Here is a 16995-nt window from a genome sequence, read left to right as displayed (position 1 = left end):
GGCCGCGCGCGCGGCGCCCTACCGGGGCGCGCGGGGTGCTCACGGCCGATTTCAGTCCAACCACCGAAGTCACGGCCGCCTTCGGTGCGTCGAGCGCACCGAAGGCGTCCTTCAGCAGCTTCCGGAAGATCAGCGCCGCATGAACGGGGGCACATCGACCTCGTCGTCGGACGGGTCGTCGTGCACCGGGGCGGCCCGGTGCGGCAGGCTGCCCTGGCCCGAGCTCGAGCCCAGCGGCGAGTAGCCCCGCGAGCCGCCACCCGGCTGCGGAAGGCCACCGGGGGTCGAACCGTGCGTGGCGCCATGGCCCGAGGAACCGTTGCCCGCGGGCGGGATCGGCGAGTGGGTGCGGGTCGAGGGCACCGGGTAGCCGCTCGACCCGTTGGACGAGGACGGGACCGGGGTCGCGCCCGAGGGCGACGGCGTGCCGCCGGGCGGGGTGGACCCGCCGCCGACCTGCCCGGCCGAGGCCGAGGCGGTCGAACCGCCCTGCCGCGAGCCGAACGTCGAGGGGTCGAGCTTCTTGTGCGTCGGCGCGCCCGCGTCGAACCCGGCGGCGATCACCGTGACGCGAACCTCGTCGCCGAGCGAGTCGTCGATGATCGTCCCGAAGATGATGTTCGCGTCCGGGTGCGCGGACTCCTGCACCAGCGACGCGGCCTCGTTGATCTCGAACAGCCCCAGGTCCGAGCCGCCCGCGATGGACAGCAGCGCGCCGTGGGCGCCGTCCATCGAGGCCTCCAGCAGCGGCGAGTTGATCGCCTTCTCCGCGGCCTGGATCGCCCGGCCCTCCCCGCGCGCGGAGCCGATGCCCATGAGCGCGGAGCCCGCGCCGGACATGACGCTCTTGACGTCGGCGAAGTCCAGGTTGATCAGGCCCGGCGTGGTGATCAGGTCGGTGATGCCCTGGACACCGGACAGCAGCACCTCGTCGGCCGAGCGGAACGCGTCCATCAGGGACACGCCGATGTCGCCGAGCTGCAGCAGCCGGTCGTTCGGGATGACGATCAGCGTGTCGCACTCGTTGCGCAGCGCCTGGATGCCCTCCTCGGCCTGCTTGCCGCGGCGCTTGCCCTCGAAGGTGAACGGCCGGGTCACGACGCCGATCGTCAGCGCGCCGAGCTTGCGCGCGATCTGCGCGACCACGGGCGCGCCACCGGTGCCGGTGCCGCCGCCCTCACCGGCGGTCACGAACACCATGTCGGCGCCCTTGATGACCTCTTCGATCTCTTCGCGGTGGTCCTCGGCGGCCTTCTGGCCGACCTCGGGGGCGGCGCCGGCGCCGAGGCCACGGGTGAGTTCACGGCCGATGTCCAGCTTGACGTCGGCGTCGGACATGAGCAGTGCCTGCGCGTCGGTGTTCACCGCGATGAACTCGACACCCTTGAGGCCGACCTCGATCATGCGGTTCACGGCGTTCACGCCGCCGCCGCCGATACCGACGACCTTGATCACCGCAAGGTAGTTGTGCGGGGGCGTCATCGGGTCCGCCTTCCTGATCGTTGTGCCCGTGCTGCCCGTCGGCCCGGCAAACCCTCAACCTCAACTCAAGAATGAGAGTTATGTCAACTGCCGACGTTGAGCAGGACGGTAGGCACCACGCAGGCCGGAATCCAGTAGCCACGCCGTGCGGAGCAAAGGTGTTTTCCCACAACGCGTTCCCCGGCGCAAGAGCAGGAGGCCCGCGGAAGGCACAAGATCACCCCGGCATGGGCATCACGAGCACGACGTCCGCCGACGGCGCGCCGGTCGTCGAACCGCCCGCGCGCTCGATGCTCAACGCGACTTTTTCGGCGCCACGCAGGCCGTTCGCCACGATCATCGATCCGGTCGGGCCGTCGTTGAGCAGCCCGGCCGGGCGCGGCGTGCCCGCGGACGGCATGAGCCAGGCCTGGTAGACGCGGCCCGGCGGCCGGGGCGGCAGCCCGGTGTCCATGAACACCAGCTGATCCATCGACCGCGACGCGACCACCGTCCCGCCGCCGCCGATCGACGCCGACCCGTGCCCGGTCTTCGCGTCCGGCGCGGCGAGGACTCGTGACACCGGCGCGTACGCGGCCTTGGTCCGGTCCAGTTCCTGACGCGCGGCGACGAGATCCTGGTTCTGCGTGTACGCCACCGCCCCGCCGACCCCGGCGAGCGCGAAGCCGATCACCGCCGCCGCGACACCCCAGCGGGACGCCTTGCCGGCGCGGCGCGGGGGCGGCTCGTCGGCGGGATCACGGCGTCCGGACGGCGACAGCTGGCGGGTGGCGTGCATCGTCGCCAGCACGCGGTGCTTGAGCGCGGGCGGCGGTGGCTCGGCCATCGCCATCCCCAGCCGCGCGGCGGTGGCCCGCAGTTCGCGGACCTCCAGCGCGCAGGATTCGCACTGTTCCAGATGCCGCCGGAACTCCGCACGCTCCACATCGGACACCGCGTCGAGCGCGAACGCGCCGGCGAGGGTGTGCATCTCGGGACTGGTCACGACCCCACCCCCAGGCAGTCGCGCAGCCGGATGAGCCCGTCGCGCAGCCGGGTCTTGATCGTGCCCTGCGGGGTGGCCAGCACCTCGGCGACCTCTCGATACGTGTAGCCCTGGTAGTACGCCAGCAGGACGGACTCCCGCTGCAGTTCGGTCAGGTGGTCAAGGCAGCGGCGGACCTGCGAGCGTTCCAGCCGCGCCGTCACCGATTCGGCGACTTCGTCGAACGGCCTGCCCCGCGCCGCTTCGAACGTCGCCTTCTGTTCCCGGTCGGTGCTCGCGCGCGCTGAGCGGACACGATCGACGGCACGGCGGTGCGCCAGTGTCATCGCCCAGTTCAGCGCGCTCCCCTTCGCCGGGGAGTACCGCGTCGCCGTGCGCCACAGCTCGACGAGCACCTCCTGCGCGACCTCCTCGGACTGCGCGACGTCGCGCACGATGCGCCGCACCAGCCCGAAAATCGGCCCGGCCAGGACGTCGTAGAGCTGCTCGAAGGCTCGCTCGTCCCCCTTCGCCACCCGCACCATGAGGTCCTCGGCCGTGAGCCCGGACGGGCCGACGGCCGACAACCGGCGGGGACGCGCGGTCTCATCCATCGAGCTGACCTCCGGCGTTCCGCGGGGTACCGGCCGTGATCCGCGCCCCGATGCCGTCGCCGCGGGCCGGCCGGTGTGGCAGCGAGGGCCGGGCCAGCACGGTGCGGACCAGCCACCACCGCGTCACGGGGCGGCGAACCCCTCGCAGCGTAGCGACAAACGGCGTCCGGTCCTCCTGCTCGGACGCGACGGTCACCGCGAGCAGGGATTCCGGGTTCGGCAGATGCATCCGGTATTCACCGTCCATTGCCGGGAACGGCGAGACGGCGAACCGCTCGCCCGCGCCGGGACGCAGCAGATAGGCGTGCCTGCCGCGGCGAGTGTCGTGCACCTCGGCGACGACACAGGCGAGCGCGCCGTCCGGGCCGTGACACCAGAAAACGGTGATGGGACTGAACGCGTGGCCGAGCGAGCGTGCCCCGGCGAGCATCAGCACCCGGCCGCCGCGCAGGTCGATCCCCCTGCCCGCGAGCCAGGCGTCCAGTTTCGCGCGGATGCTCGCCCTGCCGCCGGGCGCGAAGTGGTCCCGGCCGTCGAAGCGCGCGAAAGGCCGCAGCCACCAGGGCAGCCGGGGCGGGGCGTCGAGGTCGACGAGCCACAGGTAGCTCCGGTGGGCGGACGCGTGCGGCGGCCCGGCCCGCCGGACATACGCGACCGTGGCGTCGTACAGCGCGGTGATCGTGTGCACGCAAGGGCTTCGGGACTGGCGCGTGCCCGGATTGGCTCCGTCCCCGGCGGCTACTCGCCGGTGCTGCCGTCGATCAGTTCCCGCAGCAGGTCGAGGTGCCCGGCGTGCCTGCCGGTCTCCTCGATCATGTGCGCGACCACCCAGCGGACGGTGAGCCGCTTGCCGTCGCGGAACGGGAACTCGTCGGAGAAGCCGAGCCGGGCGACGACTTCGCGGCTGTTCCGGCATTCCGCTTCGTAGGCCGCGACGAGTTCGGTGAGCGGGACGTCCGGGTCGAGCCGGAAGTCGGCGTCGCGGTCTTCGGCGAGGATCGCCGCCCAGGTGTCCGGCTCGCCGCTGAGGATCACGCGGAACCAGTACTGCTCGACGTAGGCCAGATGCCGGACGAGCCCGGCGATCGTGGTCAGTTCGCTGGGCAGCAGCGAACGCCGGGCCTGCTCGTCGCTCAGTCCGGACGCCTTCAGCACCACCGTGGCGCGCAGGTAGTCGAGGAACCCGGTCAGCTGCGCGCGTTCGTCGCCCAGCAACGGTGGTTCCGGTCGTGCCTCGTTCTCGGTCACGGCCCCAGTCTTCCCGATCATCACCGGCATTAGGCGCGTGCGCCCGATCGCCGGTACCGCGACGTTGACACAGTGGCCTATACCTCGGATGTATGAAACGTTCCGCAGTAGCTCTGCTGACGTCCGGACTTCTCGTACTGTCCGCCGCCCCGGCCAGTGCCTCGGTGCTCTGGGACGGCGATGCGGCCAGGGGAACCGGCGTCTTCGGCAATATCAACGGGGAATGCGCCAGCCCGGGCAGCGTGTCGACGGTCAAGGACCCGGTGAAGGGGACGGTGTTCCGCTACGCGAAACCGAGTGGGAGCAACCGGTGCGAAAGCCGGGGAATCAAGGTCGACGGGAGCAAGTACACCTTCCGCAATGGTCAGACCTTTTACCTCGGCTGGTCCTTCAAACTCTCCAATACCGTGAACAACAACGCGGTGTTCCAGTGGAAGTCCTACGGCAACCACATCCAGAACTATCCCGTGGTGCTCAAGATGATCGACGGCAGGCTCTCGTTGCTGCAACGCCAGCCGGACGCCACCAGGGTCATCTGGGACACGCCGATCGCCGCGAACGAATGGCACAAGGTCGTGCTCGGCCTGCACCTGTCGGACCAGACCACCGGGGGCTGGGTCGAGCTGTACGTCGACGGCGCGCAACAGACCTTCACCGACGGCGGGAAACGCTGGGCGTGCCGCACGTTCGACAGCGTCAACGACCCGAAGTGGGGTGTCTACGGCGCGGCGGGCAGCACGGTCGAGAACTACGTCGGCGGCCTCAAGATCGGGACTGCCTACGCCGACGTCTCGGGCTGAGCAGCCACCATGGCGGGCACGGGAACGGCGGGCTTCCGCGCCCCGCCGTTCCCGCGCCGGCGGGTCACCGGAACGCGTCGGCGTTCTTGACCGCCCACTCCGCGTAGGTCATTCCGGGCCTGCCGGTGATCCGCTCCACCTCGCCGGTCGGGACCTGCGGATTCGCCGCCACCCGGCCGAAACCCTCCACCAGCCAGTCGACGATCTCCTCGGGTATCCCCTGCGCCGCCCACTCCCGCCGATGCTCGTCCGGAGTCAGTTCCACGAACGCGATTTCCTTGCCCAGCGCGGCGCCGATGGCCTCGACCTGCTCACGCTGGCTCACCGCCGCAGGACCGCTCAGCTCGTACGTCTTGCCGACATGCCCGTCGGAGACCAGCGTCCGCGCGGCCACGGCGGCGATGTCCCCGAGGTCGATCGGCGTGATCCTGGCGTCGGCGCAGCTCGTCCGGATCTCTCCGTTCCGCACCATTCCGGCCCAGCCGAGGGTGTTCATCATGAACGCGCCGGGCCGCAGGAAGGTCCAGTCCAGTTCCGCCGCGCGCACCGCCTGCTCGACGGCCTCGAACTCGTGGCCGCTGGACATTTCGTGGCTCTCCCCGACGCTGCTCCCCGACAGCGCCACCACCCGGCGAACGCCTTCCTCGCGCGCCAGCCGGGTGAACTTCTCCACGGTGCGCGCCATCGGCGCGAGATAGACCGCGTCGACTCCCTTCAATGCCAGCGGCAGCGTCGAGGGCTTCGCCAGTGAACCGACGACCACCTCGGCCTCCGGCGGCAACGCCGCCCGCACCGGATCCACCGTGAGCGCCCGGACCCGCTCGCCGGCCGCCACCAGTTCGTCGACCACCAGCCTGCCGACGTTTCCCGTCGCGCCCGTCACCAGGATCGTCACGTGTTCCCCTTATGTCGTATGCCGTACGAAATCGGAGCCGATAGTACGGCATACGGGAACCGCCAAGCCAGTGAAATCGGGGGGATGCTGAAGGACGCCTTCGGTGCGCTGAACGCGCTGAAGGACGCTTTCAGTGCACTGGATGCACTGAAAGCGTCCTTCAGCACTCGCTCGCTACGCGATGGTGGGGAGTTCCGGCGCCGAGACGTCGTAGACCTTGCCCGGCTGGGTCAGCAGCGCCGCGAGCACCTTCGCCTTGCGGTCGGCCTGCTCGGCACTGCCCCAGCGCACGGTCTTCCCGTCGGCCAGCGTGAACTCGACGCTGCCCGGGGTCTTCGCCGACGCGCTGGTGACCTGCTTCTGCAGCGGCTGCGGGATCACCCCGAGCACCGAGGTCACCGCGCGGGTCACCGGATCGTCGGCGGACACCTTGGGCAGCTTCAGCTGCGGGATCCCGGCCGGGCGGATCTTCACCGTCTTGAACACGACCCCGCCGCCGTCGACGAGGTGGAACCCGTCGCCGCCGGGACCGCTGTCGAAGAAGGCGATCGCGGTCCGCTCGGTGACCGCGATCTCGACGGTGTTCGGCCACGAACGGGAGACCTCGACGGTGGCGATCCCGGACAGCTCGGCGATGCTGTCGCGAATACCGTCGACGTCGACCCGCAGCATCGGCTTGCCGTCCGGAACGCCCGCGGCCGCGCGGATCTGGTCCGCGGAAACGCTCTTCGCGCCCACCACCTCGACGTTCTTGACGCCGAGCAGCGAGCTGAAGAACAGCAGGTACACCCCGCCGATGACGGTGAGCACTATCAGCAGCGCGACCCACCGGCGCCGGATCTCCTTGCGCCGGTTCGGCCGCGGCCGGGTGCGCTGCCGCTCGGCCTCCGTGCGCCGCCCGCGCCTGCTGCGGTCCGGGGGCGCGCCCGTGCGCCCGGCCTCCCTGGCCGGGCCACGGCGCTCCCGCGTCGAGGTCACCCCTGACCGCCCCGCCGATCCAGTTCGGCCAGGATCTCCGGGCCGAGCTGCGTGACGTCCCCGGCGCCCATGGTGACCACCAGGTCGCCCGGCCGCGCCAGATCTGCGACGAGCTTCGCCGCGACGTCGAAGGCGGGCTGGTAGTGCACCGGCACGCTCACCTGGTCGGCGATCAGCGCGCCGGTCACCCCGGGCTCCGGTTCCTCACGGGCGCCGTAGACGTCCAGCACGACGACCTCGTCGGCCAGCGACAGCGCCGCGGCGAACTCCTTCGAGAACGTCTTCGTCCGCGAGTACAGATGCGGCTGGAACACCACGACGACCCGGCCCGACCCGGCCGCGTGCCGCACGGCGCGCAGCTGGGCATCGACCTCGGTGGGGTGATGGGCGTAGTCGTCGTAGACCCGGACGTCGCCGGAGCGGCCCTTGAACTCGAACCGGCGCCGGACCCCGCCGAACACCGCGAGGCCCGCGACGAGGCCGTCGAGCGGGGCACCCAGTTCGAGCCCGGCGAGCAGCGCGGCGATCGTGTTGAGCGCCATGTGCTCGCCCGGCACCGCGACCCGGACATCGATCTCCTTGCCCCGCAAGGAGATCCGCACGACACTGCCGTCCGCGGCCGGGGTGTGGGACAGCACCTTCGCGTCATCGTCCCCGGTCACCGAGCGCCCGTACCGGAGCACTCGGACGCCCGCGGCCTCCGCGTCCCCGCCGAGCGCCGCCGCGCCGGGGTCGTCCTCGCACACGATGAGCACGCCGCCGGGCTCGATGCGCCGCACGAACTCGGCGAACACCGCGACGTATGCCTCGGCGGTGCCGTGGTGGTCGAGATGGTCCGGCTCGACGTTGGTCACCACCGCGACCGACGGGGTGTAGGTCAGGAACGAGCCGTCGCTCTCGTCGGCCTCCGCGACGAAAACGCCGCCGGAGCCGTGGTGCGCGTTCGCCCCGGACTCGTTGAGGTCACCGCCGATGGCGAAGGACGGGTCGAGGCGGCAGTTCTGGAGCGCGACGGTCAGCATCGACGTCGTCGACGTCTTCCCGTGCGTCCCGGCGATGCACGCGACCCGGTGCCCCGCCATCAGCCCGGCCAGCGCCTGCGCGCGGTGCAGCACGGGGATCCCGCGCTCCCTGGCGGCGGCGAACTCCGGGTTGCTCTCCTTGATCGCCGTCGACACGACGACCGCGGAGGGCCCCTCCGGGAAGGCGTCGAGGTTCTCGGCTCGCTGGCCGACGAACAGCTCGGCACCCTGGGTGCGCAGCGAGAGCAGCGCGCGGGACTCCTTGGCGTCCGAACCGGACACCCGCGCGCCGCGGGCGAGCAGGATCCGCGCGATCCCGGACATCCCGGCGCCGCCGATCCCGATCAGGTGCGCCCGGCGCAGTTCCTGGGGCAAGGTCTCGTCAAGCACCGGCGGCCTCCAGCACGATCCTGGCGAGCGTCTCGTCGGCCACGCGGTGTCCCATCCCCTCGGCGGCTGCGCTCATCTTCGCGACGCGGTCTGCGTCGGTCACCAGCGGGATCACCAGCTCGGCGATCTTCGCGGCGCTCAGCTCGCCGTCGGCGACCATCAGCGCCGCCCCGGCGTCGACCGCGGGCTGGGCGTTGACCGCCTGTTCCCCGTTGCCGTGCGGCAATGGCACGAACACCGCGGGCAGCCCGACGGCGGAGACCTCGGCGGCGGTCATCGCCCCGGACCGGCAGACGACGGCGTCGGCCGCGGCGTAGGCAAGGTCCATCCGCTCCAGGTACGGCACCGGCACGTACGCCGGTTTGCCGGGGAACTCCTGGACCACCAGCGTGTTCTTCGGACCGTGCGCGTGCAGCACGCCGACGCCCGCGTCGGCCAGTTCCTTCGCCGCGCCGGACACCGCCGCGTTGATCGACTGCGCGCCCTGCGAACCGCCGAACACCAGCAGCGTCGGGGCGTCCGGGTCGAGCTCGAAGTGCGCGCGGGCCTCGGCCCGCAGCGCGGCGCGGTCCAGCGAGGTGATCGACTGCCGCAACGGGATACCGACGACCTCGGCCTTCGGCAGCGGCGTGCCGGGGACGGCGACCGCGACCCGCGCCGCGAACCGCGCGCCCACCTTGTTCGCCAGGCCCGGCGACTTGTTGGCCTCGTGCACCACGATCGGCGTCCGGCCGCGCGCGGCCAGGTAGGCCGGGAGCGCGACGTACCCACCGAACCCGACCACGACGTCCGCGCCGACCCGCTCCAGCACCGCGCGGGTCCGCTTGACCGAGTCACGCACCTTCAGCGGCAGCCGCAGCAGCTCCGGCGTCGGCTTGCGCGGCAGCGGGACGGGCGGGATCAGCTCCAGCGGGTAGCCGCGCGCGGGTACGAGCTTGTTCTCCAGCCCGCGTTCGGTGCCCAGCGCGACGACCTTCGCGTCCGGGCGCAACCGCCTGACCGCGTCGGCGAGCGCGAGCGCGGGTTCGATGTGTCCTGCGGTGCCACCGCCGGCGACCACCACCGTCGGCACCTTGCCCGCGACGGAACGTTCGCCGGGTTTGACGGGCTTACTCACCAATGACCTCTCCGGTTCACGGCACCCCGGGTGCCGCGGTTCGCTGTTGTCCGGGCCGTTTTCCGTGTCACTGCGCGCCTGCCCGGGTCCCGGACCGAGGTGCGGCGCCGTTCCTGCGCCGGCGCCGGACGGGCCGTGCGGGGCGCGGGCCGGGCGGCCTTCGTCCCGCCGCGCACCGCGCCCGCCTTGCGTGCGGCGGGCGGGCGGTACGGGTCGGGTGCTGGCAGCCGCAGCAGGCGTCCGAATTTACCCGGGCCCTGGGACCGCAGTGCGGCCACCGCCTCGGGTTCGTGCCGGGCGGCGTTCGCGAGCACGCCCATCATCAGCATGGTGATCACCAGCGAGGTGCCGCCGTACGAGATCAGCGGCAGGGTGACCCCGGTGACCGGGAGCAGGCCGACAACGTACCCGATGTTGATCCCCGCCTGCGCGACGATGGACACCGTCAGCGTGCCGGCGACGATCCGGATCCACGGGTCGATGTTGCGGGTGGCGATGCGCAGGCCGACCACGGCGACACCGGCGAACAGCGCCAGGACCACCGCGCAGCCGACGAAGCCCAGCTCCTCCCCGATCAGCGCGAAGATGAAGTCGTTCTGCACTTCCGGCAGGTAGCCCCAGTTGGACGCGCCCTGGCCGAGCCCCTTGCCGAACAGCCCGCCGTCGGCGAGCGCGAGCTTGGCCTGGTTGGCCTGGAACCCTTCGCCGCTGGTGTCCGCGTTGGGCGAGAGGAACGACATCACCCTGGCCAGCCGGTACGGCGCGATGATCGCCAGCACCAGCACCCCGGCGAGACCGCCCGCGACGATGACCCCGACGAGCCGTTTCGGCGCGCCCGCGAACCACAGCAGCGAGAGCAGCACGACCGCCAGCGTCACCGTGCCGCCAAGGTCGGGCTGCAGCATGACCAGTGCGAACATCAGCAGCGCGATCGGCACCACCGGGACCAGCAGATGCCGCCACTGGTGCAGCACGTTGTACTTGATCACCAGGATGTGCGCGCCCCAGAAGGCCAGCGCGACCTTGGCGACCTCGACCGGCTGGAAGGAGAACCCGCCGAGCTGGAACCAGCCGCTCGAGCCGTTGACCTCGGCGCCGATGCCGGGCACCAGCACGAGCACGAGCATGCCGAGGCAGAGCACCACCGCGGTGGCCGACATCCGGCGGACGCGTTCGAGCCGGATCCGCAGGCCGATCCAGAACACCACCGCGCCGATCGCGACGAACACCAGGTGCTTGACGAACAGCGAGTACACCCCGCTGCCGGTCTTCGGGTCGTAGGAGGCCACCGAGGACGCCGAGAGGACCATGACGATCCCGATCACGGTCAGCAGCCCGGTCAGCGCGAGCACCAGGTGGAACGAGGCCAGCGGGCGCGAGAGCCAGGCGGTCAGCGCGGAGTTGAACGCGGCGGGCTTCCGCTCGCGGCGCGGCCCGCCCGCGGGCTTGGCCTTCGGACGGCCCCTGGCGGGCCCGTCGGATCCGGTGCGCTGCCCGGCGTCAACCACCGCCATGGGACGACTCCCCCGCACCGTCACGCAGGACACGGACCGCGGCGGCGAACGCGTCGCCGCGCTCGCCGTAGTCGCGGAACATGTCGAGCGAGGCGGCGGCGGGAGCGAGCAGCACGACATCGCCAGGACGCGCCATGGCTCTGGCCGCACTCACCGCCGCAGTCATGGGCTCATCGTCACCCGGAACGAGGCTGTTCACCGGGACATCCGGGGCGTGTCGCGCAAGAGCGGCCGCGATCACCGGCGAATCGACGCCGAGGAGCACGACTCCGCGGAGCCTGCCGGCGACCGAGGCGACGAGTTCGTCGACCGACGCGCCCTTGAGCTGGCCCCCGGCGATCCACACGACGCTGGGGTGCGCCCGCAGCGAGCCGGACGCCGCGTGCGGGTTGGTGGCCTTGGAGTCGTTGACGTAGCGGACGCCGCCGACCTCGGCGACCTCGACCGCGCGGTGTGGCGCGGGCTGGTAGTCCCGCAGGCCTTTCGCGATCACCTCGGCGCCGACGCCGTGCGCGCGGCCCAGCGCGGCGGCGGCGAGCGCGTTCGCGACGTTGTGCGGTCCGGACGGGCGGACGTCGGCCAGCGTCGCCAGCTCCTCGGCGCTGGTCGCCGGATCGGCCACAAAAGCGCGGTCCACCAGCAGTTCCTCGACCACACCGAGTTCGCCGGCGCGGGGGGTGTCGAGCTGGAACCCGACGCGGCGCGCGTCGGCAGGGGCGTGCTCGTCGGCGATCCGGGCGGACCATTCGTCGTCGGCGTTGTGCACGACGACGGCGGAGCGGTGGTGCGCGCGGCCCTTGGCGGCGGCGTACTCCGCCATCGAGCCGTGCCAGTCGATGTGGTCCTCGGCGAGGTTCAGCACCACCGAGGCGGCGGGTGCCAGCGTCGAGGACCAGTGCAGCTGGAAGCTGGACAGTTCCACGGCCAGCACCTCATGCCCGGCCTGGACCGCGTCCAGCACCGCGTAGCCGACGTTCCCGCAGGCCACGGCGTCGAGCCCGGCGGCACGCAGGATCGATTCCAGCATTCCGACGGTCGTCGTCTTGCCGTTGGTGCCGGTCACCACCAGCCACGCCGGTGGCCGCTCGCGCAGCAACCCGACCCGCCAGGCCAGCTCGACGTCGCCGATCACCTCGATCCCCGCCGCGGCCGCGGCGGCCAGCAGCGGGGCCGTCGGGCGCCAGCCGGGGCTGGTCACGACGAGGCCGGTGCCCGCGGGCGGCTCCGTCAGTCCCGGCACCAGCTCGGCGCCGAGGCCGTCCAGTTCGGCCAGCCGCCCGGCGTTGCCGTCGGTGACCGTGACCAGCGCGCCCAGCTCACGCAGCACCGGGACGACCGACTTGCCGGTGACCCCGGCCCCCGCGACCAGGACCTGACGACCCGCGAGGTCGCCCCGGCCTGCGTCCCCGCCGCCCTCAACGGAGGCTGTCACGTGCTATCCCCCGAAGCCCAGCTGCTCGCTGTAGAACAGGCCCAGCCCGAACATGCAGCAGATCGCCGAGAGCAGCCAGAACCGGATGATCACCGTGGTTTCCGCCCACCCGGCGAGTTCGAAGTGGTGATGGAACGGCGCCATCCGGAACAGCCTTCGCCGCGTCGTGCGGAACACCGCGATCTGCGCGACCACCGAGATCATCTCGACCATGAACAGCCCGCCGATGACGATGGCGAGCAGCTCGGTGCGGGTCGTCATGGACAGCCCGGCGACGAGACCACCGAGGGCCAGCGATCCGGTGTCCCCCATGAAGATCTTCGCCGGGGCGGCGTTCCACCACAGGAACCCGACACACGCGCCGGTGGCCGCGGCGGCGACCACCGCGAGGTCCAGCGGATCGCGGACGTCGTAGCAGGCGGCCTGCGGCGGGTAGTTGGCGCAGGACAGCCGCTCCTGCCAGAACGAGATCACCACGTACGTCGCGAGCACCATCGCCGCGGCGCCCCCGGCGAGACCGTCGAGGCCGTCGGTGAAGTTGACCGCGTTCGACCAGCCCGAGATCACGATGTAGCAGAAGATCACGAAGATGATCGACGGGAACGTGATCAGCGCGAGGTCGCGGACGTAGGACAGGTTCTGCGACGCCGGGGTCAGCCCCCGCGCGTCGGCGAACTGCAGCGACAGCACCGCGAACAGCACGGTCACCACGAGCTGGCCGACCAGCTTCGCCGTCTTGTTCAGCCCGAGGTTGCGCTGCTTGCGGATCTTGATGAAGTCGTCGAGGAACCCGACGACGCCGAGTCCCACCGCGAGCATGAGGACCAGCAGCCCGGACGCCGAGGGCATCGCGCCCTTGGAGCTGAGCATCCAGCTGATCAGATGCGCGACGAAGTACCCGACGACCATCGCGATGATGATCGCGACGCCACCCATCGTCGGGGTACCGCGCTTGGATTTGTGTCCCTGCGGGCCTTCCTCGCGGATCTCCTGTCCGAAACCCTGCCGGGAGAAGACCCGGATGAGATAGGGCGTCAGCAGAATGGAGACCAGCAGGCCCGCCGCGGCCGCGATCAGGATGCTGATCACGCGTCACCACCGTTCGAGCGTTCTTGGGCAGGGGCTTGGACTTCTTCGGCTAGGAGAGCGTCGGCCACCCGCCACAGAGCTTCGGACTTGGAGGCCTTCACGAGCACGAGGTCGCCGGCGCGGAGCTGATCATGCAGCAACGCCGTCGCGGCCCCGACATCGGGTACCAGCACCGACTCCTCGCCCCAGGACCCTTCGTGCTGAGCGCCGTGATGCATCGCCGCGGCGCGCTCGCCGATGACGACGAGCCGGGAGATGTTGAGCCGGACCGCGAGCCTGCCGATCTCGTCGTGCGCGCGGACGCGCTCCTCGCCGAGTTCGCCCATCTCGCCGAGCACGGCCCAGGTCCGGCGTTCCCTGCCCATCGACGCCAGCGTCTTGAGCGCGGCGCGGACGGACTCGGGATTCGCGTTGTACGAGTCGTTGAGCACGGTCACGCCGTCGGCGCGGGTGGTGACCTCCATGCGGCGATCCGAGCGCCGCCGGACCGCCGACAGCCGCGCGGCGACGTCCTCGACGGACGTGCCCAGCTCCAGCGCCACGGCCGCCGCGGCGAGCGCGTTGCCCACGTGGTGCTCGCCGAACAGCGGGAGCCGGACCTCGGCCTCGCCCTCGGGCGTCACCAGCTTGAACGACGCCCTCGCCTGCTCGTCCAGCCGCACGTCCACCGCGCGCACCTGGGCGCCCGGGCTCTCGCCGACGCCGACGACCCTGGCCTTCGTCCGGCTCGCCATGGCCGCGACCAGCGGATCGTCGAAGTTCAGGATCGCGACGCCGTCTTCCGGCAGCGCCTCGACCAGCTCGCCCTTGGCCTTCGCGATGCCCTCCCGCGAGCCGAACTCGCCGACGTGCGCACTGCCCACGTTGATCACGACGCCGATCCTCGGCGGGGTGATCGAGGCGGCCTCGGCGATGTGGCCGATCCCGCGCGCGGACATCTCCAGCACCAGGTGCCGGGTCGCGGTGTCCGCGCGCAACGCCGTCCATGGGTGGCCCAGCTCGCTGTTGAACGAGCCGGGCGGCGCGACCGTGGGACCCAGCGGTTCGAGCAGCTGGGCGATGAGGTCCTTGGTCGAGGTCTTGCCCGAGGACCCGGTGACGCCGACGACGGTGAGGCCGTCCGCGGCGAGCCGCTGGACGACGAACCGGGCGAGCTTGCCCAGCGCGGCCAGCACGGCGGCGCCCGAACCGTCCTTGTCCCCGGTCAGCGCGACGGACCGTTCGTTGGCTTGGCCCTCGGCCAGCGGCGGCACGACGATCGCCGGAGCGTCGACCTCGCGGGCGGCCAGCACGGCGACGGCACCGGCCTCGGCCGCCTTGGCGGCGAAGTCGTGCCCGTCGACACGCTCCCCCGGCAGGGCGACGAACAGCCCGCCGGGCGTGACCTTCCTGGTGTCGAATTCGACGCTGCCGGTCACCGTGGCGCTGCCCTCGGCCCGGTGCAGCCTGCCGCCGACGACGCCGGCGATCTCGGCGAGGCTGAGCACGATCACGAAGTCACCTCGAGTTGCTTTCTGATGGCCGCTTCGAGCTCGTCGCGGTCGGAGAACGGATGGACGACGCCCTGGGCCTCCTGGCCGGTCTCGTGCCCCTTACCCGCCACGAACACGATGTCGCCGGGACGCGCGAGGGAGACGGCCTCGGTGATGGCCTCGCGGCGGTCGCCGATCTCCAGCACCTCACCGCCCTGCGCGGGGCCGACGCCCCTGGCACCGGCGAGCATCGCGGCGCGGATCGCGGCGGGATCCTCCGAGCGCGGGTTGTCGTCGGTCACTATGAGCACGTCACTGCGCCGGACCGCGGCCTCGCCCATCATCGGGCGCTTGGCGGTGTCCCGGTCGCCACCGCAGCCGAGCACGGTGATGATCCGGCCCTCGGTCCGCGCCCGCAGCGCGTCGAGCCCCTGCGCGACCGCGGCGGGCTTGTGCGCGTAGTCGACGACCGCGGTGAACGGCTGGCCGAGGTAGACCCGCTCCATCCGGCCCGGCACCTCGACCGCGGCGAGCCCGGCCACGATGTCGTCGAGCCCGACCCCGGCGTTGGCCAGTATCGCGGCCGCGAGGACCGCGTTGGCGACGTTGAACTCGCCCGGCAGGGGGATCCGCGCCCGCGCGCTGAGCCCGTCCGGGCCGTGCAGGGTGAACGACTGCTCCCCGGCCGAGGTCGCGGCCAGGTCGGTGGCCCGCCAGGCGGCGTCCGTACCCGGCTCGGTGGACACCGTCACTGTCTGCGGGGTCAGCAGCGCCTGGCCCCACGCGCTGTCCACGACGACGATCTCGGTGGTCGAGCGCCCGTCGAACAGCAGCGACTTGGCGGCGAAGTACTCCTCCATGTCGCGGTGGAAGTCCAGGTGGTCCTGGGAGAGGTTGGTGAACGCGCCGATCGAGAACCGGGTCCCGTTGACCCGGCCCAGCGCGAGCGCGTGGCTGGAGACCTCCATCGGCACGTGCGTGACGCCGCTTTCGAGCATCACCGCGAGCAGCGCCTGCAGATCGGGGGCCTCCGGCGTGGTGAAGCCGCTGACCAGCCGCTCCCCCGCTATCCGGGTCTCCACGGTGCCGATCAGCCCGGTGGTGATCCCGGCGGCCTTGAGCCCCGCGTCGACCAGGTAGGACGTCGTCGTCTTGCCGGAGGTCCCGGTGACCCCGAGGACCGACAGCTGCAGCGACGGCTCGCCGTAGATCCACGCGGCGATCGAGCCGAGGACGGCCCGAGGGTCGGGATGCACCAGCACCGGGACGCCCGCGTCGCGCAGGGCGGGCCGGGCCGCGCCCTGTTCGTCGGTCAGGACCGCGGCGGCGCCGCCCGCGACCGCCTGGTCGCTGAAGTCCGCGCCGTGGGCGCGGGCACCGGGCAGCGCGGCGAAGAGGTCGCCGGGCAGGACGTGCTGGGCGCGCAGGGTGGTCCCGGTGACGGTCAGCTCGGCCGCTTCGGGACCGTCGGCGATCAGCCGAGCGTCCGCGCGGGCGAGCAGCGTGGCGAGCGGGACCGGTTCGATACGCGCGGGCCGAGGGGGCGCGGCGACCGCCTTGACCGGGCTGTCCGGCAAAGACGCCGCGGCCCCTGGGGAGGCACTGTGAGGACTGGACGAGGACACCGACACGGCAGGAAGGCTACTGGTGCGCGGTTCCGGTTCGTTCAGGCGGTACGCCATTTCCCGCTTCCCGGCTCCGGCATGCTATGAGGCTTGCCCGCAAAGCCTTGTCCCGCAAGGTTTTCCCAGCTGGAGCACTGATTCATGTGGACACACGCCGCTATTGATCATGCCGGGGACGGAACGTTTTCCGCCCTGCACGTGCACAAGCCACGAATAGGTTGCTTTTCTGTGCGAATTCCCGCCCGCGGTCCCGATGCTCACATGCCGTTAAGGCCACCTTACGGGGGGGTCCGCCCCCATGTGGGGGGTATGGCGGGGTGGGGTGGCGGGCGGGCCGGTCCCGCCGGGGGGCC

At 71.7% G+C, this 16995-nt stretch carries 15 protein-coding genes; 1 reads left to right on the top strand and 14 read right to left on the bottom strand.

Translation table 11 applies throughout. The features are described from left to right. Window positions 1-129: 129 nt before the first annotated feature. The 5 genes from ftsZ to ACFWY9_RS23555 form a co-directional block, all read right to left on the bottom strand. Window positions 130-1482, bottom strand: coding sequence for a cell division protein FtsZ (gene ftsZ / locus ACFWY9_RS23575; protein ID WP_378328798.1), 1353 nt, complete (start codon window positions 1480-1482; stop codon window positions 130-132). Window positions 1483-1699: 217 nt separating this feature from the next. Beyond that, entirely contained in the window at window positions 1700-2467 is a 768-nt protein-coding gene (locus tag ACFWY9_RS23570) for an anti-sigma factor domain-containing protein (protein ID WP_378339918.1), read from the bottom strand. Continuing rightward, window positions 2464-3060: an ECF RNA polymerase sigma factor SigK gene (gene sigK, locus ACFWY9_RS23565; RefSeq protein WP_378339917.1), complete on the bottom strand. Its 597-nt coding sequence runs from the start codon at window positions 3058-3060 to the stop codon at window positions 2464-2466. The genes ACFWY9_RS23570 and sigK overlap by 4 nt, the downstream gene beginning before the upstream one ends. Beyond that, on the bottom strand, window positions 3053-3748 hold the full coding sequence (locus ACFWY9_RS23560; protein ID WP_378328801.1) for a DUF1365 domain-containing protein: 696 nt from the start codon (window positions 3746-3748) through the stop codon (window positions 3053-3055). The genes sigK and ACFWY9_RS23560 overlap by 8 nt, the downstream gene beginning before the upstream one ends. A gap of 50 nt (window positions 3749-3798) precedes the next feature. After that, window positions 3799-4308, bottom strand: a complete 510-nt coding sequence (locus tag ACFWY9_RS23555; protein WP_378328802.1) for a DinB family protein — start codon at window positions 4306-4308, stop codon at window positions 3799-3801. 92 nt (window positions 4309-4400) lie between these two features. Between ACFWY9_RS23555 and ACFWY9_RS23550 the strand changes: the two genes are divergently transcribed. Beyond that, window positions 4401-5108, top strand: a complete 708-nt coding sequence (locus ACFWY9_RS23550) for a heparin lyase I family protein (RefSeq protein ID WP_378339916.1) — start codon at window positions 4401-4403, stop codon at window positions 5106-5108. A 64-nt stretch (window positions 5109-5172) separates the two neighbouring features. On the opposite strand, the gene ACFWY9_RS23545 is transcribed toward ACFWY9_RS23550, so the two are convergent. The 9 genes from ACFWY9_RS23545 to ACFWY9_RS23505 form a co-directional block, all read right to left on the bottom strand. Continuing rightward, complete coding sequence (locus tag ACFWY9_RS23545) at window positions 5173-6003, bottom strand: NAD(P)H-binding protein (RefSeq protein ID WP_378339915.1); 831 nt, start codon at window positions 6001-6003, stop codon at window positions 5173-5175. Window positions 6004-6177: 174 nt separating this feature from the next. Next, entirely contained in the window at window positions 6178-6981 is an 804-nt protein-coding gene (locus ACFWY9_RS23540; protein WP_378339914.1) for a cell division protein FtsQ/DivIB, read from the bottom strand. Then, complete coding sequence (gene murC / locus ACFWY9_RS23535; RefSeq protein WP_378328806.1) at window positions 6978-8393, bottom strand: UDP-N-acetylmuramate--L-alanine ligase; 1416 nt, start codon at window positions 8391-8393, stop codon at window positions 6978-6980. The genes ACFWY9_RS23540 and murC overlap by 4 nt, the downstream gene beginning before the upstream one ends. Continuing rightward, window positions 8386-9510: an undecaprenyldiphospho-muramoylpentapeptide beta-N-acetylglucosaminyltransferase gene (gene murG / locus ACFWY9_RS23530; protein ID WP_378339913.1), complete on the bottom strand. Its 1125-nt coding sequence runs from the start codon at window positions 9508-9510 to the stop codon at window positions 8386-8388. Before murG ends, murC begins: the two co-directional genes overlap by 8 nt. Further along, the gene (gene ftsW / locus ACFWY9_RS23525) at window positions 9507-11024 is read right to left on the bottom strand and encodes a putative lipid II flippase FtsW (RefSeq protein ID WP_378328808.1); all 1518 of its coding nucleotides are present in this window, start codon (window positions 11022-11024) and stop codon (window positions 9507-9509) included. Before ftsW ends, murG begins: the two co-directional genes overlap by 4 nt. Then, window positions 11011-12456: a UDP-N-acetylmuramoyl-L-alanine--D-glutamate ligase gene (murD, locus tag ACFWY9_RS23520; RefSeq protein WP_378339912.1), complete on the bottom strand. Its 1446-nt coding sequence runs from the start codon at window positions 12454-12456 to the stop codon at window positions 11011-11013. Before murD ends, ftsW begins: the two co-directional genes overlap by 14 nt. Window positions 12457-12459: 3 nt before the next feature. Then, window positions 12460-13545 carry a phospho-N-acetylmuramoyl-pentapeptide-transferase gene (gene mraY, locus ACFWY9_RS23515; RefSeq protein WP_378328810.1) on the bottom strand — a complete coding sequence of 362 codons (1086 nt, stop codon included), beginning with the start codon at window positions 13543-13545 and terminating at the stop codon, window positions 12460-12462. Then, complete coding sequence (gene murF / locus ACFWY9_RS23510) at window positions 13542-15038, bottom strand: UDP-N-acetylmuramoyl-tripeptide--D-alanyl-D-alanine ligase (protein WP_378339911.1); 1497 nt, start codon at window positions 15036-15038, stop codon at window positions 13542-13544. The genes mraY and murF overlap by 4 nt, the downstream gene beginning before the upstream one ends. After that, entirely contained in the window at window positions 15035-16594 is a 1560-nt protein-coding gene (locus ACFWY9_RS23505; RefSeq protein WP_378328814.1) for a UDP-N-acetylmuramoyl-L-alanyl-D-glutamate--2,6-diaminopimelate ligase, read from the bottom strand. The genes murF and ACFWY9_RS23505 overlap by 4 nt, the downstream gene beginning before the upstream one ends. Between the last annotated feature and the right edge of the window lie 401 nt (window positions 16595-16995).

Source organism: Amycolatopsis sp. NPDC059027 (genome assembly GCF_042739735.1).
Taxonomy (GTDB): Bacteria; Actinomycetota; Actinomycetes; order Mycobacteriales; family Pseudonocardiaceae; genus Amycolatopsis.
Note: the sequence above shows the minus strand (reverse complement) of the source record. Positions and strands in the feature narration are given on the sequence as shown.

What these genes read in the sequence shown, in the direction of transcription:
- ACFWY9_RS23550 (WP_378339916.1), top strand. Translation starts at nt 4,401, where the DNA reads ATGAAACGTTCCGCAGTAGCTCTGCTGACGTCCGGACTTCTCGTACTG.
- ftsW (WP_378328808.1), bottom strand. Translation starts at nt 11,024, where the DNA reads ATGGCGGTGGTTGACGCCGGGCAGCGCACCGGATCCGACGGGCCCGCC.
- ftsZ (WP_378328798.1), bottom strand. Translation starts at nt 1,482, where the DNA reads ATGACGCCCCCGCACAACTACCTTGCGGTGATCAAGGTCGTCGGTATC.
- sigK (WP_378339917.1), bottom strand. Translation starts at nt 3,060, where the DNA reads ATGGATGAGACCGCGCGTCCCCGCCGGTTGTCGGCCGTCGGCCCGTCC.